Source organism: Streptomyces sp. NPDC005576, assembly GCF_042871745.1.
Lineage (GTDB): Bacteria > Actinomycetota > Actinomycetes > Streptomycetales > Streptomycetaceae > Streptomyces.
The window spans coordinates 186,360-211,834 of the sequence record NZ_JBIAJC010000005.1 but is presented as its reverse complement, the minus strand read 5'-3'; the positions used below and the strand labels follow the sequence as shown (position 1 = coordinate 211,834).

The window sequence follows — 25,475 nt, the reverse complement described above, 5'->3', positions numbered from 1 at the left end:
GCTGAATCGTGGAGAACCTGATCGCGCTGCTCATCGCGGCGCCCCTGCTCGGAGCGGCCGTCCTGCTGTGCGGGGGCCGCCGGCTCGACCGGGCCGGACACTGGCTCGGCACCCTGCTCGCCGGAGTGTCGTTCGTCCTGGCCGTGGTGCTCTTCGCCGACATGCTCGGCAGGGGCGCGGACGACCGCCTGCTCCACCAGAAGCTGTTCAGCTGGATTCCGGTGGAGGGCTTCCAGGCCGACGTCGCCTTCCAGCTCGACCAGCTGTCGATGACGTTCGTCCTGCTGATCACCAGTGTGGGCACCCTGATCCACATCTACTCGATCGGCTACATGGAGCACGACGAACGCCGTCGCCGCTTCTTCGGCTACCTCAACCTCTTCGTCGCGGCGATGCTCATCCTGGTCCTCGCCGACAACTACCTGCTGCTGTACGTCGGATGGGAGGGCGTCGGCCTCGCCTCGTACCTCCTCATCGGCTTCTGGCAGCACAAGCCCCGCGCGGCGACCGCCGCCAAGAAGGCCTTCCTGGTCAACCGGGTCGGCGACATGGGCCTCTCCATCGCGATCATGCTGATGTTCACCACCTTCGGCACCTTCGCCTTCGGGCCGGTGCTCGGAGCGACCGGCGACACCGGCGAGGGCAAGCTCACCGCGATCGGCCTGATGCTGCTGCTCGCCGCCTGCGGCAAGTCCGCGCAGGTGCCGCTCCAGTCCTGGCTCGGCGACGCGATGGAGGGCCCGACCCCGGTCTCCGCCCTCATCCACGCGGCGACCATGGTCACCGCGGGCGTGTACCTCATCGTGCGCTCCGGCGCGATCTTCAACGCCGCCCCGGACGCACAGCTCGTCGTCGCGATCGTCGGAGCGGTCACGCTCCTCTTCGGTGCGATCGTCGGTTGCGCCAAGGACGACATCAAGAAGGCGCTGGCCGGCTCGACCATGTCGCAGATCGGCTACATGGTCCTCGCCGCCGGCCTCGGCCCCATCGGCTACGTCTTCGCGATCATGCACCTGGTGACGCACGGCTTCTTCAAGGCCGGACTCTTCCTCGGCGCCGGTTCGGTCATGCACGGCATGAACGAAGAGGTCGACATGCGGAAGTTCGGCGGCCTGCGGAAGTACATGCCGGTCACCTTCATCACCTTCGGCCTCGGCTACCTCGCCATCATCGGCTTCCCCGGCCTCTCCGGCTTCTTCTCCAAGGACAAGATCATCGAGGCGGCCTTCGCCAAGGGCGGCACCGAGGGCTGGATCCTCGGCTCCGTCGCCCTGCTGGGTGCCGCGATCACCGCGTTCTACATGACGCGCGTGATGCTGATGACCTTCTTCGGCGAGAAGCGCTGGCAGCCGGACGCCGAAGGCCACGAACCCCACCCGCACGAGTCCCCGAAGTCGATGACGATCCCCATGATCGTGCTCGCCTTCGGCTCGGTCTTCGCGGGCGGCTTCTTCTCCATCGGGGACCGGTTCCTGCACTGGCTGGAGCCCGTCACCGGCCACGACCACGGGGACTCCCCGGTCGGCGCGACCACCGTCACCGGCGCCACCATGGTGGTGCTCGTCATCGGTGTCGCCCTCGCCTGGGCGATGTACGGCCGCAAGCCCGTACCCGCCCTCGCCCCGCGCGGCTCGCTGCTCACCCGGGCCGCCCGCCGCGACCTCCTCCAGGACGACTTCAACCACGTGGTCCTGGTCCGCGGCGGCGAGCACCTCACCCGCTCCCTGGTCTACGTCGACCACTCGCTGGTCGACGGCGTCGTCAACGGCACGGCCGCCTCGATGGGCGGACTCTCCGGCCGGCTGCGCAAACTGCAGAACGGCTACGCCCGCTCCTACGCGGTCTCGATGTTCGGCGGTACGGCGGTCCTCATCGCCGCGACCCTGCTGATGAGGGCGGTCTGATCACCATGTCCTTTCCCCTCCTGACAGCGGCGGCGGCACTCCCCGCGATCGGCGCCATCGCCACCGCCGCCGTCCCGGCCCAGCGGCGCACCGCCGCGAAATGGCTGGCGCTGCTCGTCTCGCTCGCCACCCTGGTGCTCGCGGCGATCGTGTTCGTCCGCTTCGAACCCGGCGGCGACCGCTACCAGCTCACCGAGTCCCACGCCTGGATCGCCGACTTCGGCGTCCGGTACGAACTCGGCGTGGACGGCATCGGGGTGGCGCTCCTCGCGCTCACCGCGCTGCTCATCCCGTTCGTGATCCTGGCCGGCTGGCACGACGCCGACCCCCTGGAGACGCACAGCTCCCGGTGGCGCCCCACCCAGGGCTTCTTCGCCCTGATCCTGATGGTGGAGGCGATGGTGATCCTCTCCTTCGAGGCCACCGACGTCTTCCTCTTCTACATCCTCTTCGAAGCCATGCTCATCCCGATGTACTTCCTCATCGGCGGCTTCGGGGACCGGGCCCACGCCGGCACCGACGAGAACGCCGCGGCCCAGCGCTCGTACGCCGCCGTGAAGTTCCTGCTCTACAACCTCGTCGGCGGCCTCATCATGCTGGCCGCCGTCATCGGGCTGTACGCCGTCGCCGGGAGCTTCTCGCTCTCCGAGATCGCCGAGGCCCGCGCGAGCGGCTCCCTGGAGATGGCGACCGGCACCGAACGCTGGCTCTTCCTCGGGTTCTTCTTCGCCTTCGCGGTGAAGGCCCCGCTCTGGCCGCTGCACACCTGGCTGCCCAACGCCATGGGTGAGGCGACCGCGCCCGTCGCCGTGCTGATCACCGCGATCGTCGACAAGGTCGGCACCTTCGCGATGCTCCGCTTCTGCCTCCAGCTCTTCCCGGAGGCCAGCAAGTGGGCGACCCCGGTGATCCTCGTCCTCGCGCTGGTCTCCATCGTGTACGGCGCGCTCCTCGCGGTCGGCCAGCGCGACATCAAGCGGCTGATCGCCTACGCGTCGATCTCGCACTTCGGCTTCATCATCCTGGGCATCTTCGCGATGACCAGCCAGGGCCAGTCGGGCGCCACGCTCTACATGGTCAACCACGGCATCTCGACCGCCGCGCTGATGCTGGTCGCCGGATTCCTCATCACCCGGCGCGGCTCCCGTCTCATCGCCGACTACGGAGGAGTGCAGAAGGTCGCCCCGATTCTGGCGGGCACCTTCCTCGTCGGCGGCCTGGCCACCCTCTCGCTCCCCGGACTCGCCCCGTTCGTCAGCGAGTTCCTGGTCCTGGTCGGAGTGTTCAGCGCGTACCCGGTGGCCGGGATCATCGCCACCACCGGCATCGTGCTCGCCGCGCTCTACGTCCTGGTCCTCTACCAGCGCACCATGACCGGCCCGGTGAAGGCCACCGTCCAGGGCATGCCCGACCTGCGGGTCCGTGAGCTGGCGGTGGTCGTACCCCTGATCGCGCTGCTGATCTTCCTGGGCGTCTTCCCGAAGCCGCTCACCGAGATCGTCAACCCGGCGGTGGAGCACACCATGTCCGACGTACAGAAGCAGGACCCCCAGCCCGAGGTGGAGGCCGCCCAGTGAGCGCAACAGCTGTCCACAGCATGTGGACCGTGGCGGGCGGGGTGACGACGGCCGCCCCGGACGTGAAGTTCACGGCCCCCACCATCGAGTACGCCCAACTCGCGCCCGTCCTGATCGTGGTCGGCGCGGCGGTGATCGGCGTCCTCGCGGAAGCCTTCGTGCCCCGCCGGGCCCGGTACCTCACCCAGGTCCTCCTCACCGTCGTCGCCCTGGCCGCCGCGTTCGCCGCGGTCGTCGGCCTCGCCGCCGGCGGGTACGGCACGACCAAGGCCCACATCGCGGCGATGGGCGCCATCGCGGTGGACGGCCCGGCGCTCTTCCTGCAGGGCACCATCCTGCTGGCCTCGATCGTCGCGGTCTTCACCTTCGCCGAGCGGCGGCTCGATCCCGCCCCGCACGGCAACCGGGTCGACTCCTTCGCCGCACAGGCCGGGTCCGTTCCGGGCAGCGACAGCGAGAAGCAGGCCGTCAAGGCCGGGTTCACCACCACCGAGGTGTTCCCCCTCGTCCTCTTCGCCATCGCGGGCATGCTGGTCTTCCCGGCCGCCAACGACCTGCTGACCCTCTTCGTCGCGCTCGAAGTCTTCTCCCTGCCGCTCTACCTCCTCTGCGCCCTCGCCCGCCGCAAGCGGCTGATGTCGCAGGAGGCCGCGGTGAAGTACTTCCTGCTCGGCGCGTTCTCCTCGGCGTTCCTCCTCTTCGGGATCGCCCTCCTCTACGGCTACGCGGGCTCCGTCTCGTACGCCACCATCGCGAGCGTCGTCGACGGCTCGGTCACCGAGATCGACCCCGCCCTCGCCTCCACGATGGGCAACGACGCGCTGCTCCTCATCGGCGCAGCGATGATCCTGATGGGGCTCCTCTTCAAGGTCGGCGCCGTGCCGTTCCACATGTGGACCCCGGACGTCTACCAGGGCGCACCGACCCCGGTCACCGGCTTCATGGCCGCCGCCACCAAGGTCGCCGCGTTCGGCGCGCTGCTCCGCCTGCTGTACGTCGTGCTCCCCGGCCTCACCTGGGACTGGCGGCCGGTCATGTGGGGCGTCTCCATCGTCACCATGCTCGGCGGGGCGATCGTCGCGATCACCCAGACCGACATCAAGCGGCTGCTCGCCTACTCCTCGATCGCGCACGCCGGGTTCATCCTGGCGGGTGTCATCGCGACCACCCCGGAGGGCATCTCCTCGGTCCTCTTCTACCTCGTCGCCTACTCCTTCGTGACGGTCGGCGCCTTCGCCGTCGTCACCCTGGTGCGCGACGCGGGCGGCGAGGCGACCCACCTGTCGAAGTGGGCCGGTCTCGGCCGGCGCTCCCCGCTGACCGCCGCCGTCTTCGCGGTGTTCCTGCTGGCCTTCGCCGGTATCCCGCTCACCTCCGGCTTCTCCGGCAAGTTCGCCGTCTTCAAGGCGGCGGCGGACGGCGGCGCGGGCGGACTCGTCGTGGTCGGTGTGATCTCCTCGGCGATCGCCGCGTTCTTCTACATCCGGGTCATCGTGCTGATGTTCTTCAGCGAGCCGAAGGCGGACGGCCCCACGGTCGCCGTCCCGTCCCCGCTGACGATGACCACCATCGGTATCGGCGTCGCGGTCACCCTGGTGCTCGGCCTCGCCCCGCAGTACTTCCTCGACCTGGCGAGCCAGGCGGGAATCTTCGTGCGGTAGCGGTCCCGGTGGCGGAGCCACCACACCACGGACGCCGGACGGGCTGGAGTCAAGCCCGTCCGGCGTTGTCGTACGGGCCGCCTATGGTGAAGGGGGACGAGCCGGACGACGACGGCACGCCGCGACGACGACAGCACTGACCGCGACGACGACAGCGACGACGGCGAACAGAGCGACGAGCAGGACGGGCGACACCATGGATGTGACCGAGGCCGAGGCCGAGGCCGGGACCGAGGCCGGGACCGAGGCCGGGACCGAGGCCGTGACCCAGGCCGGGACCGAGGCTCCCAGCAGCGAGGCTCCCAGCAGCGGGGCCGCAGTAAGCGGGGCCACCGGGGCCGGTGACAGCGAGGCGCGACGGACCCTGCACCGGGTCTTCGGATACGAGTCGTTCCGCGGCGAGCAGGGCGCGATCATCGACCACGTGGTCGCCGGCGGCGACGCCGTCGTCCTCATGCCCACCGGCGGCGGCAAGTCCCTCTGCTACCAGATCCCCGCCCTGGTCCGCCCCGGCACCGGCGTCGTCGTCTCCCCGCTGATCGCCCTCATGCAGGACCAGGTCGACGCCCTGCGCGCGCTCGGCGTCCGGGCCGGCTTCATCAACTCCACCCAGAACTTCGACGAGCGCCGCTCCATGGAGGCGCAGTACGTCGCCGGCGAGCTGGACATCCTCTACCTCGCGCCCGAGCGACTGCGCCTGGACTCCACGCTCTCGCTCCTCTCCCGGGGCACCGTCTCCGTCTTCGCGATCGACGAGGCGCACTGCGTCGCCCAGTGGGGCCACGACTTCCGCCCCGACTACCTCACCCTCTCCGTCCTCGGTGAGCGCTGGCCCGACGTACCCCGCATCGCCCTGACGGCGACCGCGACCGACGCCACGCACCAGGAGATCACCCGCCGCCTGGGCATGCCGGACGCCAAGCACTTCGTCGCCAGCTTCGACCGGCCCAACATCCAGTACCGCATCGTCCCCAAGTCCGACCCCAAGAAGCAGCTGCTCACCTTCCTCAAGGAGGAGCACACCGGGGACGCGGGCATCGTCTACTGCCTCTCCCGCAACTCCACCGAGAAGACGGCCGAGTACCTCTGCCGCAACGGCATCGAGGCCGTGCCGTACCACGCCGGTCTGGACGCCGGGACCCGCGCCGCCCACCAGTCCCGCTTCCTGCGCGAGGAGGGGCTCGTCGTCGTCGCGACGATCGCCTTCGGCATGGGCATCGACAAGCCGGACGTCCGCTTCGTCGCCCACCTCGACCTCCCCAAGTCCGTCGAGGGGTACTACCAGGAGACCGGCCGTGCCGGCCGGGACGGCACCCCCTCCACCGCGTGGATGGCGTACGGCCTCCAGGACGTCGTCCAGCAGCGCAAGCTGATCCAGGGCGGCGACGGCGACGAGGCGCACCGCCGCCGCGCCTCCGCGCACCTGGACTCGATGCTGGCGCTCTGCGAGACCGTCCAGTGCCGCCGTGCCCAGCTCCTCACCTACTTCGGCCAGGAACCCACCGCCGCCACCTGCGGAAACTGTGACACCTGCCTGGTGCCGCCGGAGACCTGGGACGGCACGGTCGTCGCACAGAAGCTGCTCTCCACCGTGGTCCGGCTCCAGCGCGAGCGGAAACAGAAGTTCGGCGCCGGGCAGATCATCGACATCCTGCTGGGGCGGAAGACCGCGAAGGTCATCCAGTTCGACCACGACCAGCTCTCCGTCTTCGGTATCGGCGAGGAGCTGGCCGAGGCCGAGTGGCGCGGTGTCGTCCGCCAGCTGCTGGCCCAGGGTCTGCTCGCCGTGGAGGGGGAGTACGGCACCCTCGTACTGACCGACACCAGCGCCACGGTCCTCGGCCGTGAGCGCGAGGTGCTGCTGCGCAAGGAACCCAAGCGGGTCACCGCGCAGACGGCCGTCAAGGGCGAGCGCCGCGCCAAGTCGGCTGCCGCCGCCGACCTGCCCGCGTCCGCCGTCCCCGTCTTCGAGGCGCTGCGCGCCTGGCGCGGAGCGACGGCGAAGGAGCAGGGCGTCCCGGCGTACGTCATCTTCCACGACGCGACCCTGCGCGAGATCGCCACCCTGCACCCCTCGTCCCTGGCCGAGCTGGGCGGGATCAGCGGGCTCGGAGAGAAGAAGCTGGCGACGTACGGCGAAGGCGTGCTGGAGGTCCTGGCGGGTCTGGGAGCGCCCGCCGAGAAGGCCGCCCCGGCGGCCCCGGTGGTCGAGGCTCCGGCGCGGGCGTCCACGCGTGCGGTGGCCGCCCCGGCCGACCCGCACGGCGACGCCGAGTTCGGCTGGGACGAGGAGGAGCCTCCGGAGTACGAGTGACCCGGGGGCGGCGACGGGAGGGTGGTGGAGCCGGAGCTACTCCGGCTCCACCGGCCGGCGCGGCGGCGTGATCGCGGTGAGATCGAGGTCGATCGGGAACGGCACGGAGACCTTCAGCCGGTCGTGGAAGATCCCGGTCGAGGTGTACGCACCGGTGGCCGGCTCCCGCTCGAAGACGTACACCACGGCCCGCCCGTCCTGGTTCTCCACCCGCCAGAAGTGCGGGATGCGGGCGCGGGCGTACTTCACCGGCTTGGTCTCCCGGTCCCGTGAGCGGGACTCCGTGGAGACGACCTCGATGGCGAGCCGGACCGCTTCGGCGGGGACGCGGGTCTGGTTCATCGACTCCAGGGTCTCGGCGTCCACGACCAGCACATCCGGTTCGGGCCGGTTGTACCGGTCGATGTCGATGGTGAATTCGCGGGCGACCGCCAGCCCCGGTGGGACGCGGAGGACCAGCTGCGACTCGAAGAAGCGCAGTGCCTGCATGTGGAAAACGGTCTGCGGACTCACGAAGACGAGGCTCCCGTCGATCAGCTCCGTGTGCGGAGGCAGATTGGGGAGGGTGTCCAGGTCATCGGCGGTCCAGCCGCCCTCGGGCGGGACCGCCCACCGAGGTTCCGGGACCTCGGGTTCGATGCTCATCGGTGCTCCCATGGCCGGAGTCTCACGGACGTGTTTCAGGGTATCGGGACGGAACGGGACAGGAGTCGCGCGAACAGGTGAACGCCCGCGTCCGAGTTGACCCGGACCGACCGTTCCCACCGCCTCACCGCGCGCCGCCGCCTGACACCGCCCCACCGACTCACCGCGCGCCGCCGCCTGACACCGTCCCACCGCCTCACCCCGCCGCCACGATCGTCCCCGTCACCTCGCCGAGCCCCACCCGGGTGCCGTGCGGCCCCGGCGCCCACGCGGTGAGGGTCACCGTGTCGCCGTCCTCCAGGAAGGTCCGGGTGCCCCCGGGCAGTTCGAGCGGGTCGCGGCCGTTCCAGGTCAGCTCCAGGAGGGAGCCGCGCTGGTGCGGCTCGGGCCCGCTCACCGTGCCGGAGCCGTAGAGGTCGCCGGTGCGCAGCGAGGCGCCGTTCACCGTCATCTGGGCCAGCTGCTGGGCCGCCGTCCAGTACATGGTGGAGAACGGCGGCTCGGCGACGAGCTTCCCGTTGATCTCGACGGAGATCCGCAGATCGATCCCGCCCGGATCCTCCTCGTCCGCGTCGTCGAGGTACGGCAGCAGCTCCGCGTCCCGGGCGGGCGGGGCCGTACGGGCCGCGTCCAGCGCCTCCAGCGGGGTCACCCACGCGGAGACCGAGGTGGCGAAGGACTTGCCGAGGAACGGGCCGAGCGGGACGTACTCCCAGGCCTGGATGTCCCGCGCCGACCAGTCGTTGAGCAGTTGGACACCGAAGACGTGCTCGCGGAAGTCGGCCAGCGGCACCGCCGTGCCCTGGGCGGACGGCACGCCCACCACGAACCCCACCTCGGCCTCGATGTCCAGCTTCACCGAGGGCCCGAAGACGGGCGCCGCGTCGGTGGGCGCCTTGCGCTGCCCCCGGGGGCGCACCACGTCCGTGCCGGAGACGACGACCGTACCGGCCCGGCCGTGGTAACCGATGGGCAGATGCTTCCAGTTGGGCGTCAGCGCGGCCCCGTCCGGGCGGAAGATCCGGCCGACGTTGGTGGCGTGGTGCTCGCTGGCGTAGAAGTCGACGTAGTCGGCCACTTCGTACGGAAGGTGGAGCGTCACCGCTTCGAGCGGGTGGAGCAACGGCTCCAGTTGGGCACGGTGCGAGGGGACGGCGAGCCAGCCGGTGAGCGCCCGCCGCACGTCCCGCCACGCGGTGCGCCCGGCCGCGAGCAGCGGCATCAGGCTGGGCTGCGCCAGCAGCCCGGCGTACGGGGAGCCGAGGGCGCGGGCCGCCGCCCCGGCGTCCAGCACGTGCGACCCGATCCTGACACCGACCCGCCGCCGGGGCGGCTCACCGGACGGGCCGCCGGAAGGGCCTTCGGAGGGGCCGTCGGAGACGGAGAACACGCCGTAAGGAAGGTTGTGCGGGCCGAAGGGGTCGCCCTCGTCCGTGTCGAGCGGGCTGCTCTGCTCGGGCATGGGGTGCTGCCTCGCTTTCCAGTCGCTGGGAGACGCGCCGCCGGGAAACACGTCACCGGGGGAGACACGTCGCTCATGGACCACGTTACGTCCGTGCGGCGCGGCCGTGTCGGCAAGAGGTCCGCCTACCCGGGGCGTTCGCACGCGCTCCCCCGCACCGAGGCCGCACCTACCCCGCACCTGCCCCGCACTCACCTCGTACGGACGCCCTGCGGACGCCGTGCGGAGGGTGCCTGGCGACCCGTCAGCCCGCTGTGCGCGGGAACCGCTTCTCCCAGGTGCGGTGGAAGACGATCTCGTCGCCCTCCTTGCAGATCACCTCGTCGGAGGTGAGGAAGTGCGTCGCGTCCGCGCAGGTCTCCGAGCGGGTCACGATCTCCGTCCGCCAGGCCGTCTCCGGCCGGTGCAGCCGGACCGTCCGGTCCGACCCGGCCCGGGCCGACAGCGGGTCGTCCTGCTGGATCGTGAAGGTGTCGAGGGCGTCCTCGGTGATCTCCAGCCCGTCCGGGTGGAACCGCGTCCCACCCGGACGCGGGTCGGCCTCCAGCCGCCATTGGCCCCGGGCGAGGTCCCGGACGATCCGCCGCTCCGGGCGCTCCCCGTCCAGGGTGGCCGGTACGGCCTCGCCGAGCGGCTCGGCCTGCTCGGGCTCGCCGAAGGCGGGGGCGGGTTCGTCGGTGGGCCGGCGGACCGGGAGTTCCACCAGGCTGCCGTCCGCGTCGAGCGTGAACCCCGCGGAGTCGGCCTGCGGCCAGACCCAGGGCCAGTACGAAGAGGAGACGGCCAGTCGGATGCGGTGACCGGGCACGAAGGCGTGCCCGATGCCGGCGAGTTCGAAGGTGACGTCCTCGGTCGTGCCGGCCGGCCAGTCCTCGGCGCGGTCGCGCCCGTGGCGGGTGGCCAGATTGAGGGCGCCCCGGGTGACCAGGGCGGACGAGCCGTCCGGCGCCACGTCGCAGAGCCGGGCGACGACCTGCCCGCGCGGCACCGCCAGGGTCAGCCGCAGCCGTACCCGGGGGCGGCCGAGGATCTCGACGGGCGCCCCCTCCACCGGGAACTCGAAGGCGACCGACTTGGCGTCCTCGTCGCGCTGGTCCGGCGGCAGGTCGGCGTCGTTCCCGCACGGGGAGTACCGGCCCGCGTCCAGCCCGGTCTGCTGCGGCGAGCGGACGATCCGGCCACCGCCCAGCAGGGCGTACGTCACCGGAGTGACGTTTTCCGACGGCCAGGTCCGGTCCCCGACCCAGCGGCCGGGCAGCGTCTCGTACCGGGTGGCGGGCGGGTGGGAACCACTGATCCAGGACCGCAGCAGGGGCTCGCTCATCACCCCGGTCTCCTTCTCCTTCAGGTGCTGGTCCCACCAGCGCAGCGTCTCCTGGAGGAAGCCGATGGCCGGACCGGGCGGCCGGCCCCGGTCCGGGTACTGGTGCGGCCAGGGCCCGATCAGCCCGCGCACCCGGGACGGGTCCAGATGCTCCACGAGCCGCAGCACGGTGTCCCGGTACGGATCGTGCCAGCCGCCCACCGCGAGGACGGCCGCCCGGATCGCCCCGTACCCCTCGCGGACGCTGCCGCGCGACCAGTAGTCGTCCCGGGTCTGATGGGCCAGCCAGGTGTGGACGACGGGGTCGAGCGACTCCAGCCGGGCGAGCCACATCTCTTTCCAGCCATCCCCGACGATCACCGGGTCGGGTGGTTCACAGGCGGCGGCGAGCAGCCCGGCGGCCCGGGCGGGCAGGTCCGAGGCGAGGACCGAGCCGCCCCAGTACTGGCCGCCGTTGTCGTACCCGTCGTCCGTGGCGCACACCGCGACGACCGCCCGCAGCGCGTCCGGGGCCGCCGCGGCGAGCCGGAGCGAGGCGGAGCCGCCCCAGGAGATGCCGAACATGCCGACCCGGCCCGAGCACCACTCCCGCCGCGCCAGCCAGTCGATCACCGCCACCCCGTCGGCGACCCCGGCGTCCCCGTACGCGTCGCCCGGCAGGCCCCCGCTGTTGCCGTGGCCCCGCACGTCCACCCGTACCGAGGCGTAGCCGTGGCCCGCGTACCAGGGGTGCCGCTGCCGGTCGCGGGGCTCCGTCCCGTCGCCGAGCCGGTGCGGCAGGTACTCCAGCAGCGCGGGGACCGGCTCCTCGGTGACGGGCCGCCACACTCGCGCGTAGAGGGGAGTGCCGTCCGGGAGCGGGACGCGGAGGTCCTCGCGGACGGTCTCGTACGGGAACTCGGTCCGGATGTGCATGGCGTACCTCGGTGGAGGGGGCCGGAGGCCCGGGCGACCGGGGGTCCCCGCGGGGTGCGACAAAACGGCAACTCGTGATCGTATGAGCCGATCCCGAACATACCGGCGGTGGCGGGAAGCCGCCCACGGTGATCGAAAGGGGACCGGATACGCTGGCATGAGTGAAGACAGCCGACAGATCGACATTCGTGTGATCGTCAGCAGACAGGAGACCCTCTCGTGACCGTCGTCGGGCCGTTCGGGCTGCGCGTGCGGGACCAGGCTCTCGAGGCCGAGGTCCAGACCGGCCTGGCCGCTGTCGAGGCCGGGCTTCTCGAGGCCACCAAGAGCGACGTCCCCTTCATCACGGAGGCCGCGCAGCACCTGGTCCGGGCCGGAGGCAAACGGTTCCGGCCCCTGCTGGTGATGCTGGCGTCCCAGTTCGGCGACTCCGACGCCCCCGGCGTGGTGCCCTCCGCCGTCGTGGTCGAGCTGACCCACCTGGCGACGCTGTACCACGACGACGTGATGGACGAGGCCGAGGTCCGCCGGGGGGTGGACAGCGCCAACGCCCGCTGGGGCAACTCCGTCGCTCTCCTCACCGGTGACTTCCTCTTCGCCCGCGCCTCGCACATCCTCTCCGACCTCGGCCCCGAGGCCGTCCGCATCCAGGCCGAAGCCTTCGAACGGCTGGTCACCGGTCAGATCCTGGAGACGGTCGGCCCGCGCGAGGGCCGCGAACCGGTCGACCACTACATGGACGTCCTCAGCGGGAAGACCGGGTCCCTGATGGCCGTCTCCGGACGGTTCGGCGCCCTCATGTCCGGCGCCGACGAGCGGACCGTGGACGTACTCACCCAGTACGGCGAACGGCTCGGCGTCGCCTTCCAGCTCGCCGACGACGTCCTCGACATCGCCTCCGACTCCCACGAGTCCGGCAAGACCCCCGGCACCGACCTGCGGGAGGGCATCGCCACCCTCCCCGTCCTGCTGCTGCGTGCCCAGGCCGCCGCGGACGGCAAGCCGGACGACCTGGAGCTGGTGGAACTGCTCGACGGTGACCTCGCCGACGACGCCCGCCTCGCCGAGGCGCTGCGCCGACTGCGCGTCCACCCGGCGCTGGAGCAGGCCCGCCGCGACACCATCCGGTACGCCGAGGAGGCCAGGGCGGCCCTCCATCCGCTGCCCGACTGCTACGCCAAGTCGGCGCTCGCCGAACTGTGCGACCTCGTGGTGCACCGGGCGGGCTGACGCCCCGTCCGATGCTCTCCCGGGCCGACCCGTAGGGGTTGGCGTACCTCCGGTGGAGTGACGTCATACCCGAGCCGTACGCGGAGTTGAGCCCGCGGGCTGACGCGTGAGTTCCCCCGATGGGGTCAGATGGAGAACAACCACTCCTCCTGACCCCATCGGGTGAGAAGCGCGGCAGGGAGTGGACGAACGCGACCGTAGAACGGAAGCCGCCGACCACGGAGGTAGGGCACACATGGCACCCATCGACAGCGCGGAGACCCGGAGCGGGACCCCCGGCGACCCCACCGGCACGTCCACGCGCGCCGACCGAGCCCGCCGGAAGGCATCACGCACCCTCGTCCCCGTCGCGGTGGCCGGAGTGGCCGCCGCGACCATCGGACTCGTCCCCGCACTCGCCGACAGCGGCGACCCGGACCTGCCGAAGATCACCGCACAGCGACTCGTCGAGAAGATCGCCGCCTCGGACACCCAGCGGCTCTCCGGCACGGTGAAGATCACCACCGACCTCGGCATCCCCTCCCTCGGTGGCCTCGCCGGCTCCTTCGTCCCGGGCGCGGGGAGCTCGGGCAGTGCCGCGCCCGAGGACCGGCTGACCGAGCTGGCCTCGGGTACGCACACCCTGAAGGTGGTTGCGGACGGCCCCGACAAGCAGCGGCTGACGATCCTCGGGAAGGGCTCCGAGTACAGCCTGATCCACGACACCGACCAGGTCTGGGCCTACGACAGCGGGTCCCACGAGGTCTTCCACCTGAAGACCGGCACCCCCCGCCACGAGGACGACAGCCGCGGGGACACGGCGGACGGCACACCCCGGCAGTTCGCCGAGGAGGCGCTGAAGGCGGTCGACGACACCACGTCGGTCACCGTCGACGGCACCGTACGGGTGGCCGGCCGGGACGCCTACCAACTGCTCATCAAGCCGAAGCAGTCCGGTTCCACCATCGGTTCCGTACGGATCGCGGTGGACGCGGAGAACGGCCTGCCGCTGCGGTTCACCCTGAACCCCAGTTCCGGCGGAAAGGCCGCCGTCAACGTCGGCTTCACCAAGGTGGACTTCGGCAAGCCCGCCGCCTCGGCCTTCCACTTCACCCCGCCCAAGGGCGCCAAGGTGACCGAGGCGGACGACGCCGCGGGTCAGGAGGCGGCCGACGAGGGGAGTGGCGCCCTCGGGGACCTGCTGCCCGGCGGCCTCGGGGGACTGGCGGACGCCGGCGGTGCCGGGTACGCCGGAGACGCCGGGGGCGTCAAGACGGTCGGGAAGGGCTGGACCACGATCCTGCGGGCCGAGGTACCCGGCGGCGAGGGACTGGCGTCGGCGAAGGACAGCTCTTCACTGCTGGACGCCCTCGGCGCCGAGGCATCGGGGAAGTTCGGCTCCGGCACGGTCTTCAGCACGCGCCTGGTGAACGCCCTCATCACCGATCAGGGCAAGGTCTACGTCGGTGCGGTGACCCGCGACGCGCTCGTACGGGCGGCGAACGCCGACAGCCAGGGCCGGTAGCACAGGGGCCGGTCGGGAGGGGTTCTCCGGTGAGGACGGGTCGATCGGCTCCGGGCCGTTCGTGCCGTCGGCCGGCCGAGCCGTCCCCCGATCGGCTCGTCGCGGCACGAACGGCACGAACGGTGCGAACAGCGGAGCCGACACGATACGTTCCGTTTCCGCCTCGCTCATGTTCGACTTTTGGCGACGACCTGTCAACAAGGAGTGGAGAGAGGGGTCCTATGCTCACGGAATGAGCGCATTGCCGAGTTCTGTGCGACGCAGCGAACGGTCCCGACGCGCGATCCTGGAGGCGGCGCTGGAGCTCTGCACGGAGAGGGGGTACGGGCGGGTGACGGTCGAGGCCATCGCCGCCCGGGCCGGTGTCAGCAAGAAGACGATCTACCGGTGGTGGCCGGCGAAGAGCGGCATCCTGATGGAGATCTTCACCGACGTCCTGTCCGACGCCGCCCCGTTCGCCGACACCGGAGACATCGAGGCCGATCTGCGAAGGCACATCGGACTGGCGGTACGGCTCCTCGGCACACCCCCGTACGGACCGGCGTACGCGGGCATACTCTCCGAGCTCCACCACGACGAGGACCTCGCACGTGACCTCGCCGAGCGGGTCGTCGACCCGCGGGTGGAACTGGCGGTCACCCTGCTCACCCGGGCCCAGGAGCGTGGGCAGATCCCGGCGGACGCCGATCCGCGGCTGATGGTGGAGCTGCTCTACGGGCCGGTCTACTACCGCCACATCCTGCGCAAGCCGCCCCAGGACGAGGCGACGATCGCCGCACTGGTCGCCGTGGTGCTGCGGGGGCCGTGCGCGGTCGCGGCCGGAGAAGTGGGCGCGGAGGCGGGCGCGGGTCTCGTCTGACGGCCGGCGACGCGTGCCCCGCTCGGGGCCGGGGCCGGGGACGGTGCGTGCCGGAGGACGGGGTGCCGGAGGAAGGACACCGGCCGAGGTGCGTTCGGCCGGTGCGCCGATCAGCCGAAGAGACGTTCCAGCACCACCGCTATGCCGTCCTCGGTATGCGGCAGGGTGACCTCGTCGGCGGCGGCCTTCAGCTCCGGATGGGCGTTGCCCATCGCCACCCCGTGCCCGACCAGCCCGAACATGGGCAGGTCGTTGGGCATGTCGCCGAAGGCGATGGCGTCCGCCGGATCCAGGTCGAGGAGTTCCGCCGCCACCGCGAGCCCGGTGCCCTTGTGGACGCCGTAGGGGGCGAGTTCGACGATGCCGGGGCCGGCCATCGTGACCGTCGCCAGATCGCCCACGGCGGCCCGGCCGAGAGCGGCGAGTTCGTCGTCGGTCAGCTCCGGGTGCCGCACCATCACCTTGATGACGGGTTCCGCCCAGAGGTCGTCGCGGCGCCCGACCCGTTGGGCGGGGAGGGTCGGATGCGGCATCCGGTACCCGGGCTCGATCAGGGTCAGCCCCGCCGGGCCGTCCTGGTCGACGGCGGCGAAGACCGGCCCCGCCTCCGCCTCGATCTTGCCCAGCGCCATGTCGGCCAGCTCCCGGTCCAGGGGGACCGAGCGGAGCATCCGGGCCGACTCGGCGTCGTACACCTGGGTGCCCTGCCCGCAGACGACCGGGCCGCGGTAGTCCAGCGTCGCCAGGAGGGCGCGTATCCCCGGGACCGCCCGGCCGGTGACGATCATGTGCCGGGCACCGGCCGAGGCCGCGCGCCGGAGGGCGGCGTGCGTGCGGGGGCTCACGGAGTCGTCGGGCAGCAGCAGGGTGCCGTCCAGGTCCGTGGCGACGAGGGTGTGCGCGACCCGGGGGTGCACGGGCGCGGGTGACGAATGCATGGTTCCAGCGTAGGGAGATCGGCATTTCGCCGGGCGGCCCTGACCTGGGGCGACGGTCAGCTTCCCGGCGGGGCAGGGAGAGGGTCGGTCGTCCGGGCGGCGGAAAGAGGTGATCTCGGATGATTGGCCCCGGTACGCGCCGTGGGGGAAGCGCGCACCGGGGCGGACCGGAATCCCCGCCTCCGGCGCACGGTGCCGGTCGGACGCCTGTACGAGACGCAGGTGGGCCCGTGGGGGCGCGTGCGGGACGGGTGTTCCGCCGGTGCGACGGGACGCGGCGGCGTAGGTGGGGCGCCGGGGTCGCGGGGGAGGGATGCGGCGGAACTGCCGGGGAGGGGGGTTCCCTCGGTATGCCCGGGACGGAGCAGGCGCGAACCGTGCGGTCCTGACGAAACGGTCCTTCGACGCCCGTTCGGCCCAGCGGGCGGTCCGGCGGGGCGGTCCGGCGATCGTGGACCCGTCATCCCCGGCCCGTCGCCCCGGACTCGCAGCCCCGACCCGTCGCCCCGGCCCGTCGCCCCGACCCGTTGCCCCGACTGGTCACCCCCGCCCGTCACCCTCGGGAAACGGTCGCCCCCGACCCCCCGCACAGCAGCGCCAGGTACTCCCGCACCCGGGGCGCCTCCGTCGCGGGGGCGACGAGCCCGACGTGGTGGTCGGGGCGTACCACCACGACGGTGCCGTCCGCACCGGGTTCGTACGCGGCGCGGGCCCGCCCCTCGTGGTCGACCACGCCGGCGGGATCGTCCGGCACCTCCTCGGCGCCGTACACCCGGTGGATACGGACGGCGTCGCCGTACGTCCGCGCGGCCTCGCGGAGGATCTCCTCGCTCTCCGGGCCGAAGCCCAGGAGGGTCGGGCGCGGCTCGGCGAAGAGGTGGTGCAACCGGGTCGGCGCACCGGTCGCCGCCGACCGGCACGGCGCGTCCGGCGCCCGGTCCCCGGCACGGGGGCCGTTCTCCGGTGCTCCGGCGGCGAGCGAGCTCCACCGGTAGCCGGTGGACAGTCCGCTCGCCTCGGGGGCGGTCGCCGAGTCCAGGCCGCCGCCGGGGCGGCGGATGGCGGCCATCGTCTCGGCCAGCCGCGCGGAGGTGAAGTCCAGGGTCCAGGCGGCGACGGGCAGCCGCTCCTCCTCGTAGGTGTCGATCAGGGCCGGGGCCGCCAGGCCCGTCAGGACGTGGGCGAGCTTCCAGCCGAGGTTGAAGGCGTCCTGGATGCCGGTGTTCATGCCCATCCCGCCCGCGATCGAGTGGACGTGCGCCGAGTCCCCGGCGAGCAGTACCCGGCCGTCCCGGAAACGATCGGCCATGCGGACGTTGACGCGGTACGTGGAGAGCAGGGTGGCGCGCCGCAGCACCTCGCCGGGGAGCCCGGTGTGCCGGGTGAGGAGGCGGCGGAAACCCTCCTCGGTCGGCGGCTGCGGCACCCCCGCCCCGTCCCGCTCGGGCCCCGCCTGGAACCACCAGCCCGCCCGGGTGCCGGGGATCGGGCAGAGCATCACGGCCCCGGTGGCGTCGAACCACTGGTGCCAGATGCCCCGGTCGAGCGCGCCCTCGTCGATCTCGACGTCACCGCAGACCATCACCTGGTCGGTCCGGATCTCACCGGTGAAGGGGATGCCGAGCAGCTTGCGCACCCGGCTGTGGGCCCCGTCGCAGCCCACCACGTACCGCGCCCGGAGGGCTGCGCCGTCGGCGAGGGTGGCCGTCACGGCCGCCGCGTCGCCCGTGGAGTGCTGGTCAAGACCGACCAGCTCGGCACCGAGCTCGACCCGGACGCCGTCCTTGGCCAGCCGGTCCCGGAGGATCTCCTCCAACCGCCACTGGGCGATCAGCCGGGGCCAGTCGAAGGCGTTGGCCGGGACCGGGGCGGGGTCGGCGTACGGATCGAAGTCGGCGACCGGGACCTGGTCGCGGTACTTGCGCATGGGCAGCGGCAGCGACCCGGCCGCCAGCACCTCGTCGGCCGCCCCGAGGCTCGCCAGGACCTCCAGCGACCGCAGGTTCGGCCCCTTCGCCCGGGAGCTGCGCGGAGGGGCGGCCGACTTGTCGATGATCCGTACGTCGACGCCCCGGCGCGCCAGGTCGCACGCCAGGGTCAGGCCGGTGGGGCCGGCGCCCACGATCAGTACGTCGGTGGTCATGGCTGCTCCTCGGGCGGGGTTCGGGCCCCCAAGGGAAACGCAACCCAGGCAAAAAAGCAACCGGGTAACTATTTGTCGTCGTGGGAGCCGGTGGCGGCCGTCGCGCCCGGGACGCCACCGCCAACCGCCGGGCCGGCTGTCCCGGCCGGTGACGGGGGCCTGTCGGCCGCTGCCCCTGTCCCCGGCGTCACTCCGGCCGTCGCGGCCGTGGCTGCGAGCCGGAGCGCCTCCGCCCGGCCGCGCCGCGCCGTACGCAGCGCGTCCCAGGTCAGCAGCGTCAACGCCACCCAGACGAGCGCGAACCCCGCCCAGCGCTCCGGCGGCATCTCCTCGTGGAAGTACGCCACCCCGAGGGCGAACTGGAAGACGGGCGCCAGGTACTGGAGGAGGCCCAGGGTGGACAGCGGGACACGGATCGCCGCCGCTCCGAAGGCGATCAGGGGGATCGCCGTCACCAGGCCGGTCGATGCCAGCAGCAGCCCGTGTCCGGCACCCCCGCCGGAGGTGAAGGTCGCCTCGCCGCGCGCGCCGAGCCAGATCAGGAAACCGAGGGCGGGCAGGAAGAGGATCGCCGTCTCGGCGGCCAGCGACTCCAGGCCGCCCATGTCGACCTTCTTCTTCGCCAGGCCGTAGGTCGCGAACGAGCAGGCCAGCACCAGGGAGATCCACGGGAGGTGGCCGTATCCGATGGCGAGGACCAGCACGGCGGCGAACCCGGTCGCCACCGCGATCCACTGGGCGGGCCGCAGGCGCTCACCGAGGAGCAGCACGCCCATGGCGATGGTGACCAGCGGGTTGATGAAGTAGCCGAGGGACGCCTCGACCACGTGACCGCTGTTGACGGACCAGATGTACAGGCCCCAGTTGACCGTGATCACCGCCGCGGCGACGGCGATCAGGGCGAGCTTGCGCGGTTGGCGGACCAGTACGCCGATCCACGCCCAGCGCTTCAGTACGAGCAGGGCGACGCCGACCACGGCCAGCGACCACACCATCCGGTGGGCCAGGATCTCGGCCGCCCCGGACGGCTTCAACAGCGGCCAGAAGAGCGGGACGAGGCCCCACATCCCATAGGCGCCGACTCCGTTGAGCAGCCCGACCCGCTGCTCGTCCTTCCCCTTCACGGGGCCTCCTCCATGCGTGGGCCGGCGGTCGCCGACGCCACGAAGGTAGCTCCGGAAGGGGGCCCGCGTCAGCTCCGTATCGCGGTGACGGTCATGACGCGAGCATCCCTCTCGTCTTACGCGGGGCGATCAGGCGGCGGCGACGGCTTCGGCGACCGTCGTCGCGAGGGGGGTGGTGGGGCGGCCGATGAGCCGGGCCAGGTCTCCGCCGGTGCCGGCGAGCAGACCGCGCGCGATCGCCTCGTCGACGTCGACCAGGATCTCCGCGAAGTCCGCGGGCAGCCCGGCGCCGACCAGGATCTCCTGGTGCACGGCCGCGGGCACGTCGTTGTACGCGATCTCCTTGCCGGTGGCACGGGAGACCTCGGCCGCGTACTCCGCCAGCGACCAGGCGGTGTCGCCGCTCAGCTCGTACGCGGTGTTCAGGTGGCCCTCGCCGGTCAGCACGGCGGCGGCTGCGGCGGCGAAGTCGGCCCGGGTCGCGGAGGCGATCCGCCCCTCGCCCGCGTTGGCCACCACGGCGCCGTGCGCCAGGACCGGCGCGAGGTTGGCGGTGTAGTTCTCGGTGTACCAGCCGTTGCGCAGGAAGGTGTGGGGGAGCCCGGAGTCCAGGATCAGCTGCTCGGTCACCTTGTGCTCCCCGGCCAGCAGGAAGTCGGCCGCCGGTCCGCCGAGGACGCCGGTGTACGCCAGCTGCGCCACACCCGCCTCCTTCGCCGCGTCGATCACCGCGGTGTGCTGCGGTACGCGCTTGCCGACCTCGCTGCCGGAGATCAGCAGGACCCGGTCGCCCGGGTGGAACACCGCCTTGAGCGTCTCGGGCCGGTCGTAGTCGGCGACCCGCAGCTCGACACCGAGCGCTGCGAGCGGGGCGGCCTTCGCCTCGTCACGCACGACCGCGGCGATCCGGTCGGCCGGGACGGTGGCGAGCAGCTGCTCGACGACCAGGCGTCCGAGCTGTCCGGTGGCTCCGGTGACGACGATGCTCATGGGGTGGTTCTCCTTCGTGTCGCACGGCCCCGGTTCGGGGGTATTGACCCGGTTGAGGCTTGTTGGTGTTATTTTCTCCACTCACCCTAGGTGGTGTACTTACTGAGAGGAAGTACCCACCTTGAAGTAAGGTGGTGCCATGACGGTGCAAACGGAGACCCCTGGCGGGCTCGTGGCGGCAGCGGCGCGCGAAGCGAATGTGAACCGTGCGATGTGCCCGTCCCGGCTGGTGCTGGAACACGTCACCAGCCGCTGGGGCGTGCTGGTGCTGGCGGCGCTGCTGGAACGCCCGTACCGCTTCAGCGAACTGCGCCGCGCGATCGAGAGCGTCAGCGAGAAGATGCTGGCCCAGACACTGCGGACGCTGGAACGCGACGGCTTCGTGCACCGGGACGCCCACCCCGTCATCCCGCCCCGGGTGGATTACTCCCTCACCCCGCTGGGCCGGGAGGCCGCCCAACGGGTGTGGGAGCTGGCCCGCTGGTCCGAGCGCCAGGTCGAGGCGGTCGCCGCCGCCCGGGCGGAGTACGACACGCGCGAGGCGGGACCCGGGGGCGGCTGAGCCGTAGAACCACGGGGTCCGGAAGCGGAGTCCGGAAGCACCGGAGTCCGGAAGCACCGGAGTCCGGAAGCACCGGAGCCCGGGTCCCGCTGCCGTGGAGACGGTGCAGCGGGACCCGGGCTCATACCGCGCCGGTGGTTCCTCCGGTCGGTACCGGCAATCGGTACCGGTGCCTGCGGGTGCGCTCAGCCGACGACCGTCCAGGTGTCCTGGCCGGCGAGGAGCGCCCCCAGATCGCCCTTGCCCCGCTGCTCGACGGCCGTGTCCAACTGCTCGGACATCAGAGTGTCGTAGACCGGGCGTTCGACACTGCGCAGGACGCCGATGGGGGTGTGGTGGAGGGTGTCGGGGTCCGCGAGGCGGGAGAGGGCGAACGCGGTGGTGGGTGAGGTGGCGTGGGCGTCGTGGACGAGGACGCGGGAGCGGTTCTCATCGGTGACGGCGACGACCTGGAGGTCGCCCGTGGCCGGATCGCGGACGACACCCTTCGCCCCGTCGGCACCGAAGAGGATCGGCTGCCCGTGTTCGAGGCGGATGACCGCTTCCTGGGCGCGTTCCCTGTCCTTGAGGGCCTCGAATGCACCGTCGTTGAAGATGTTGCAGTTCTGGTAGATCTCGACCAGCGCGGTGCCGGGGTGGTCGGCCGCCGCCCGCAGCACGCCGGTGAGGTGCTTGCGGTCGGAGTCGACGGTCCGGGCCACGAACGAGGCCTCCGCGCCCAGCGCCAGGGACACCGGGTTGAACGGTGCGTCCAGGGAGCCCATCGGCGTCGACTTGGTGATCTTGCCGATCTCGGAGGTCGGGGAGTACTGGCCCTTGGTCAGTCCGTAGATCCGGTTGTTGAACAACAGGATCTTCAGATTGACGTTCCGGCGCAGGGCGTGGATGAGGTGGTTGCCACCGATGGAGAGGGCGTCGCCGTCTCCGGTGACCACCCACACCGACAGGTCCCGGCGGGAGGTGGCGAGGCCGGTGGCGATGGAGGGGGCGCGGCCGTGGATGGAGTGCATCCCGTAGGTGTTCATGTAGTACGGGAAGCGGGAGGAGCAGCCGATGCCGGAGACGAAGACGATGTTCTCCTTGGCCAGCCCGAGTTCGGGCATGAAGCCCTGCACCGCGGCGAGGACGGCGTAGTCACCGCAGCCGGGGCACCAGCGGACTTCCTGGTCGGACTTGAAGTCCTTCATCGTCTGGGGTGCGTCGGCCTTGGGGACGAGCTGGAGGAGGGAGCGGTCGGTGTCAGTCATCGATGGCCTCCTTCAGGGCGGTGGCCAGCTGCTCGGCCTTGAACGGCATGCCGTTGACCTGGTTGTAGGAGTGGGCGTCGACGAGGTATCTGGCGCGGACCAGGGTGGCTAGCTGGCCGAGGTTCATCTCGGGGATGACGACCCTGTCGTACCGGTGGAGGATCTCGCCGAGGTTGCGGGGGAAGGGATTCAGGTGGCGCAGATGGGCCTGGGCGATGGTGTCGCCGGCCGCGCGCAGGCGGCGTACGGCGGCGGTGATGGGGCCGTAGGTCGAGCCCCAGCCCAGGACGAGGGTGGTGGCGCCGGTCGGGTCGTCGACTTCGAGGTCGGGGACGTCGATGTTGTCGATCTTCGCCTGACGGGTGCGGACCATGAAGTCGTGGTTGGCCGGGTCGTAGGAGATGTTCCCGGTGCCGTCCTGCTTCTCGATCCCGCCGATCCGGTGCTCCAGCCCAGGCGTCCCCGGTACCGCCCACGGGCGCGCCAGCGTCTCCGGGTCGCGCTTGTAGGGCCAGAACACCTCGGTGCCGTCGTCGAGGACGTGGTTGGGGGTGGTGGCGAAGGTGACCTGGAGATCGGGGAGTTGCTCCAGGTCCGGGATGCGCCAGGGCTCCGAGCCGTTGGCGAGGTACCCGTCGGAGAGGAGGAAGACCGGGGTGCGGTAGGTGAGCGCGATCCGGGCCGCCTCCAGTGCCGCGTCGAAGCAGTCCGCCGGGGTCTTCGGGGCGATGACCGGGACGGGGGCCTCGCCGTTGCGGCCGTACATCGCCTGGAGCAGATCGGCCTGCTCGGTCTTGGTGGGCAGACCGGTGGACGGGCCGCCGCGCTGGATGTCCACGATCAGCAGCGGGAGTTCGAGGGAGACGGCCAGGCCGATGGTCTCCGACTTCAGGGCCACCCCCGGCCCGGACGTCGTCGTCACCCCCAGCGACCCGCCGAACGCGGCACCGAGTGCCGCGCCGATCCCGGCGATCTCGTCCTCCGCCTGGAACGTCCGCACGCCGAAGTTCTTGTGCCGGGAGAGCTCGTGCAGGATGTCGGAGGCCGGAGTGATCGGATAGGAGCCCAGGTAGAGCGGGAGCCCGGCCTGCCGGGACGCCGCGATCAGCCCGTAACTGAGGGCCAGGTTCCCGGAGATGTTGCGGTACGTACCGGTCGGGAACGCCTTCGAGGCCGGCGCGACCTCGTACGACACGGCGAAGTCCTCGGTCGTCTCACCGAAGTTCCAGCCCGCCCGGAACGCCGTCACGTTCGCCTCGGCGATCTGCGGCTTCTTCGCGAACTTCTGCCGCAGGAACGCCTCCGTCCCCTCCGTCGGCCGGTGGTACATCCACGACAGCAGACCCAGCGCGAACATGTTCTTGCTCCGCTCGGCCTCCTTGCGCGGCAGACCGAACTCCTTCAGCGCCTCGATCGTCAGCGTGGTCAGCGGCACCGGGTGGACGTTGAACGCCTCCAGCGAGCCGTCCTCCAGCGGAGAGGTGTCGTAACCGACCTTCGCCATCGGGCGCTTCGTGAACTCGTCCGTGTTCACGATCAGCTCCGCCCCGCGCGGGACGTCCCCGATGTTGGCCCGGAGGGCCGCCGGGTTCATCGCGACCAGGACGTTCGGGGCGTCACCGGGCGTGAGGATGTCGTGGTCCGCGAAGTGCAGCTGGAAGGACGAGACACCGGGCAGGGTCCCGGCGGGTGCCCGGATCTCGGCCGGGAAGTTCGGCAGGGTTGACAGGTCATTTCCGAACGACGCCGTCTCCGAAGTGAAACGGTCGCCGGTCAACTGCATACCGTCGCCGGAATCCCCGGCGAATCGAATGATCACCCGATCCAGTCGACGGATTTCTTTCACGCCGATCCCCGCATTCGTCGCACGGGGGGCGCGTTGCTCCCCGAGGACAGCCTCGTCGGTCGTATCGGCCTGGCTACTGACCTGGCTGGTCACTGAACTGGACCTCCCTTGGGCGGCGGCTCCGGAACAGCCGGCCCGCCGACGTCCCGGGGCCCACACTACGTCGGTAAGGGGCGCCTTCCTCCGTCGATCATATGGGGGGCGCCGCCGGGGGGAGCCGGTTCCTTCCTATTTTCTTTCCGATTCCAGCCTTCCGTGGCAGGTCGGGGGGCTGATGCAGTCCCGGCCTTTCGACGTAGGCCGCACTTTCCCGTCCGCCGAGGATTGAGCGTGCCGACAACCGTTCATGAATGCGCGATGTCCGGAATTCGGAGAGGTCCACCGAAAGGATGCGGAGGACCGGGGGAACGGGAGAACGTGGCGTGGACCCGGACGCGGAGGCGCGAGGCGCGGGAACTACGAGTTCAGATAGGTCAGCACCGCGAGGACCCGCCGGTGATCTCCGTCACTGGGCGCGAGACCGAGCTTCAGGAAGATGTTGCTGATGTGCTTCTCCACCGCCCCGTCACTCACCACCAGCTGCCGGGCGACGGCGGAGTTCGTCCGCCCCTCCGCCATCAGACCGAGGACCTCCCGCTCGCGCGGCGTGAGCCCCGCCAGCACGTCCTGCTTTCGGCTCCGCCCCAGCAACTGCGCCACCACCTCCGGGTCCAGGGCCGTCCCGCCCCCGGCCACCCGCACCACGGCGTCCACGAAGTCCCGTACGTCGGCCACCCGGTCCTTGAGCAGGTAACCCACCCCGCGCGTGCTGCCGGCCAGCAGCTCGGTGGCGTACCGCTCCTCGACGTACTGCGACAGCACCAGCACCCCGACACCCGGATGGTCCTTGCGCAGCCGCACCGCCGCCCGGATTCCCTCGTCGGTGTGGGTCGGCGGCATGCGTACGTCCGCGACCACCACGTCCGGGAGCTCCTGACGCGCGTGCAGCGACGCCAGGAGTTCGAGCAGCGCCTCCGCGTCCCCGACCCCGGCGACGACCTCGTGCCCGAGATCGGTGAGCAGCCGGGTCAGCCCCTCCCGCAGCAGCACCGAATCCTCGGCGATGACCACCCGTACCCGCACCTTGTTCTCCACGCTGCCGCTTCCCCCACTGCTGTCGTCGTCCGGCGCCGGACGCCCGGCGGATCTCTTCCGCGCCCAGCATCCCAGGGGCAGGCCCGCTCTTCCATT

The 25,475-nt window shown here is 71.5% G+C and carries 18 protein-coding genes; 8 read left to right on the top strand and 10 right to left on the bottom strand.

Going from position 1 to position 25,475, the window contains the following annotated elements:
* Positions 1-8: 8 nt before the first annotated feature.
* The 4 genes from nuoL (at position 9) to recQ (ending at position 7,456) form a co-directional block, all read left to right on the top strand.
* Positions 9-1,904 (top strand): NADH-quinone oxidoreductase subunit L, encoded by a 1,896-nt coding sequence (nuoL, locus tag ACFYPN_RS11050; protein ID WP_358755769.1) that lies wholly within the window; start codon positions 9-11, stop codon positions 1,902-1,904.
* A 5-nt stretch (positions 1,905-1,909) separates the two neighbouring features.
* Positions 1,910-3,481 (top strand): NADH-quinone oxidoreductase subunit M, encoded by a 1,572-nt coding sequence (locus tag ACFYPN_RS11045; protein WP_358755771.1) that lies wholly within the window; start codon positions 1,910-1,912, stop codon positions 3,479-3,481.
* Entirely contained in the window at positions 3,478-5,142 is a 1,665-nt protein-coding gene (gene nuoN, locus ACFYPN_RS11040) for an NADH-quinone oxidoreductase subunit NuoN (protein WP_358755773.1), read from the top strand. The genes ACFYPN_RS11045 and nuoN overlap by 4 nt, the downstream gene beginning before the upstream one ends.
* Before the next feature lie 196 nt (positions 5,143-5,338).
* On the top strand, positions 5,339-7,456 hold the full coding sequence (recQ, locus tag ACFYPN_RS11035) for a DNA helicase RecQ (protein ID WP_358755775.1): 2,118 nt from the start codon (positions 5,339-5,341) through the stop codon (positions 7,454-7,456).
* A gap of 36 nt (positions 7,457-7,492) precedes the next feature.
* On the opposite strand, the gene ACFYPN_RS11030 is transcribed toward recQ, so the two are convergent.
* The 3 genes from ACFYPN_RS11030 to ACFYPN_RS11020 form a co-directional block, all read right to left on the bottom strand.
* A complete protein-coding gene (locus tag ACFYPN_RS11030) occupies positions 7,493-8,101 on the bottom strand; it encodes a Uma2 family endonuclease (protein ID WP_358755777.1) in 609 nt (202 codons plus the stop codon).
* 196 nt (positions 8,102-8,297) lie between these two features.
* Positions 8,298-9,563: a fumarylacetoacetase gene (gene fahA, locus ACFYPN_RS11025; RefSeq protein ID WP_358755780.1), complete on the bottom strand. Its 1,266-nt coding sequence runs from the start codon at positions 9,561-9,563 to the stop codon at positions 8,298-8,300.
* Positions 9,564-9,807: 244 nt separating this feature from the next.
* Positions 9,808-11,802: a CocE/NonD family hydrolase gene (locus ACFYPN_RS11020; RefSeq protein WP_358755782.1), complete on the bottom strand. Its 1,995-nt coding sequence runs from the start codon at positions 11,800-11,802 to the stop codon at positions 9,808-9,810.
* A 219-nt stretch (positions 11,803-12,021) separates the two neighbouring features.
* Here ACFYPN_RS11020 and ACFYPN_RS11015 point away from each other — a divergent pair, with 219 nt between their 5' ends.
* The 3 genes from ACFYPN_RS11015 (at position 12,022) to ACFYPN_RS11005 (ending at position 15,395) form a co-directional block, all read left to right on the top strand.
* Entirely contained in the window at positions 12,022-13,032 is a 1,011-nt protein-coding gene (locus ACFYPN_RS11015; protein WP_389297752.1) for a polyprenyl synthetase family protein, read from the top strand.
* Positions 13,033-13,267: 235 nt separating this feature from the next.
* Complete coding sequence (locus tag ACFYPN_RS11010; protein ID WP_358755787.1) at positions 13,268-14,536, top strand: sigma-E factor regulatory protein RseB domain-containing protein; 1,269 nt, start codon at positions 13,268-13,270, stop codon at positions 14,534-14,536.
* 232 nt (positions 14,537-14,768) lie between these two features.
* Positions 14,769-15,395 carry a TetR/AcrR family transcriptional regulator gene (locus tag ACFYPN_RS11005; protein ID WP_358755789.1) on the top strand — a complete coding sequence of 209 codons (627 nt, stop codon included), beginning with the start codon at positions 14,769-14,771 and terminating at the stop codon, positions 15,393-15,395.
* Between the two features lie 110 nt (positions 15,396-15,505).
* Here ACFYPN_RS11005 and ACFYPN_RS11000 read toward each other — a convergent pair whose 3' ends face one another.
* The 4 genes from ACFYPN_RS11000 to ACFYPN_RS10985 form a co-directional block, all read right to left on the bottom strand.
* A complete protein-coding gene (locus tag ACFYPN_RS11000; RefSeq protein ID WP_358755791.1) occupies positions 15,506-16,333 on the bottom strand; it encodes a Cof-type HAD-IIB family hydrolase in 828 nt (275 codons plus the stop codon).
* Positions 16,334-16,886: 553 nt separating this feature from the next.
* On the bottom strand, positions 16,887-18,476 hold the full coding sequence (locus ACFYPN_RS10995) for an FAD-dependent oxidoreductase (protein WP_389297749.1): 1,590 nt from the start codon (positions 18,474-18,476) through the stop codon (positions 16,887-16,889).
* 68 nt (positions 18,477-18,544) lie between these two features.
* Positions 18,545-19,600 carry an EamA family transporter RarD gene (rarD, locus tag ACFYPN_RS10990; protein WP_389297747.1) on the bottom strand — a complete coding sequence of 352 codons (1,056 nt, stop codon included), beginning with the start codon at positions 19,598-19,600 and terminating at the stop codon, positions 18,545-18,547.
* Positions 19,601-19,729: 129 nt separating this feature from the next.
* The gene (locus ACFYPN_RS10985) at positions 19,730-20,590 is read right to left on the bottom strand and encodes an SDR family oxidoreductase (RefSeq protein WP_358755797.1); all 861 of its coding nucleotides are present in this window, start codon (positions 20,588-20,590) and stop codon (positions 19,730-19,732) included.
* A 139-nt stretch (positions 20,591-20,729) separates the two neighbouring features.
* Between ACFYPN_RS10985 and ACFYPN_RS10980 the strand changes: the two genes are divergently transcribed.
* Positions 20,730-21,152 carry a helix-turn-helix domain-containing protein gene (locus ACFYPN_RS10980; protein ID WP_358755799.1) on the top strand — a complete coding sequence of 141 codons (423 nt, stop codon included), beginning with the start codon at positions 20,730-20,732 and terminating at the stop codon, positions 21,150-21,152.
* A gap of 185 nt (positions 21,153-21,337) precedes the next feature.
* On the opposite strand, the gene ACFYPN_RS10975 is transcribed toward ACFYPN_RS10980, so the two are convergent.
* The 3 genes from ACFYPN_RS10975 to ACFYPN_RS10965 all read right to left on the bottom strand — a co-directional run bounded on the left by ACFYPN_RS10975 (position 21,338) and on the right by ACFYPN_RS10965 (position 25,355).
* Positions 21,338-22,399 (bottom strand): 2-oxoacid:ferredoxin oxidoreductase subunit beta, encoded by a 1,062-nt coding sequence (locus tag ACFYPN_RS10975; RefSeq protein ID WP_358755801.1) that lies wholly within the window; start codon positions 22,397-22,399, stop codon positions 21,338-21,340.
* Positions 22,392-24,338, bottom strand: coding sequence for a 2-oxoacid:acceptor oxidoreductase subunit alpha (locus ACFYPN_RS10970; protein ID WP_389297744.1), 1,947 nt, complete (start codon positions 24,336-24,338; stop codon positions 22,392-22,394). The genes ACFYPN_RS10975 and ACFYPN_RS10970 overlap by 8 nt, the downstream gene beginning before the upstream one ends.
* A gap of 363 nt (positions 24,339-24,701) precedes the next feature.
* Positions 24,702-25,355: a response regulator gene (locus ACFYPN_RS10965; protein ID WP_389297926.1), complete on the bottom strand. Its 654-nt coding sequence runs from the start codon at positions 25,353-25,355 to the stop codon at positions 24,702-24,704.
* Between the last annotated feature and the right edge of the window lie 120 nt (positions 25,356-25,475).

Bases quoted from the DNA above. Each gene is read 5' to 3' on its own strand.
- ACFYPN_RS11000 (WP_358755791.1), bottom strand. From the start codon at position 16,333: ATGCATTCGTCACCCGCGCCCGTGCACCCCCGGGTCGCGCACACCCTC.
- ACFYPN_RS10985 (WP_358755797.1), bottom strand. From the start codon at position 20,590: ATGAGCATCGTCGTCACCGGAGCCACCGGACAGCTCGGACGCCTGGTC.
- ACFYPN_RS11010 (WP_358755787.1), top strand. From the start codon at position 13,268: ATGGCACCCATCGACAGCGCGGAGACCCGGAGCGGGACCCCCGGCGAC.
- ACFYPN_RS11005 (WP_358755789.1), top strand. From the start codon at position 14,769: ATGAGCGCATTGCCGAGTTCTGTGCGACGCAGCGAACGGTCCCGACGC.
- ACFYPN_RS10995 (WP_389297749.1), bottom strand. From the start codon at position 18,476: ATGACCACCGACGTACTGATCGTGGGCGCCGGCCCCACCGGCCTGACC.
- ACFYPN_RS11030 (WP_358755777.1), bottom strand. From the start codon at position 8,101: ATGAGCATCGAACCCGAGGTCCCGGAACCTCGGTGGGCGGTCCCGCCC.
- recQ (WP_358755775.1), top strand. From the start codon at position 5,339: ATGGATGTGACCGAGGCCGAGGCCGAGGCCGGGACCGAGGCCGGGACC.
- fahA (WP_358755780.1), bottom strand. From the start codon at position 9,563: ATGCCCGAGCAGAGCAGCCCGCTCGACACGGACGAGGGCGACCCCTTC.
- ACFYPN_RS11020 (WP_358755782.1), bottom strand. From the start codon at position 11,802: ATGCACATCCGGACCGAGTTCCCGTACGAGACCGTCCGCGAGGACCTC.
- ACFYPN_RS10980 (WP_358755799.1), top strand. From the start codon at position 20,730: ATGACGGTGCAAACGGAGACCCCTGGCGGGCTCGTGGCGGCAGCGGCG.
- ACFYPN_RS11045 (WP_358755771.1), top strand. From the start codon at position 1,910: ATGTCCTTTCCCCTCCTGACAGCGGCGGCGGCACTCCCCGCGATCGGC.
- ACFYPN_RS10975 (WP_358755801.1), bottom strand. From the start codon at position 22,399: ATGACTGACACCGACCGCTCCCTCCTCCAGCTCGTCCCCAAGGCCGAC.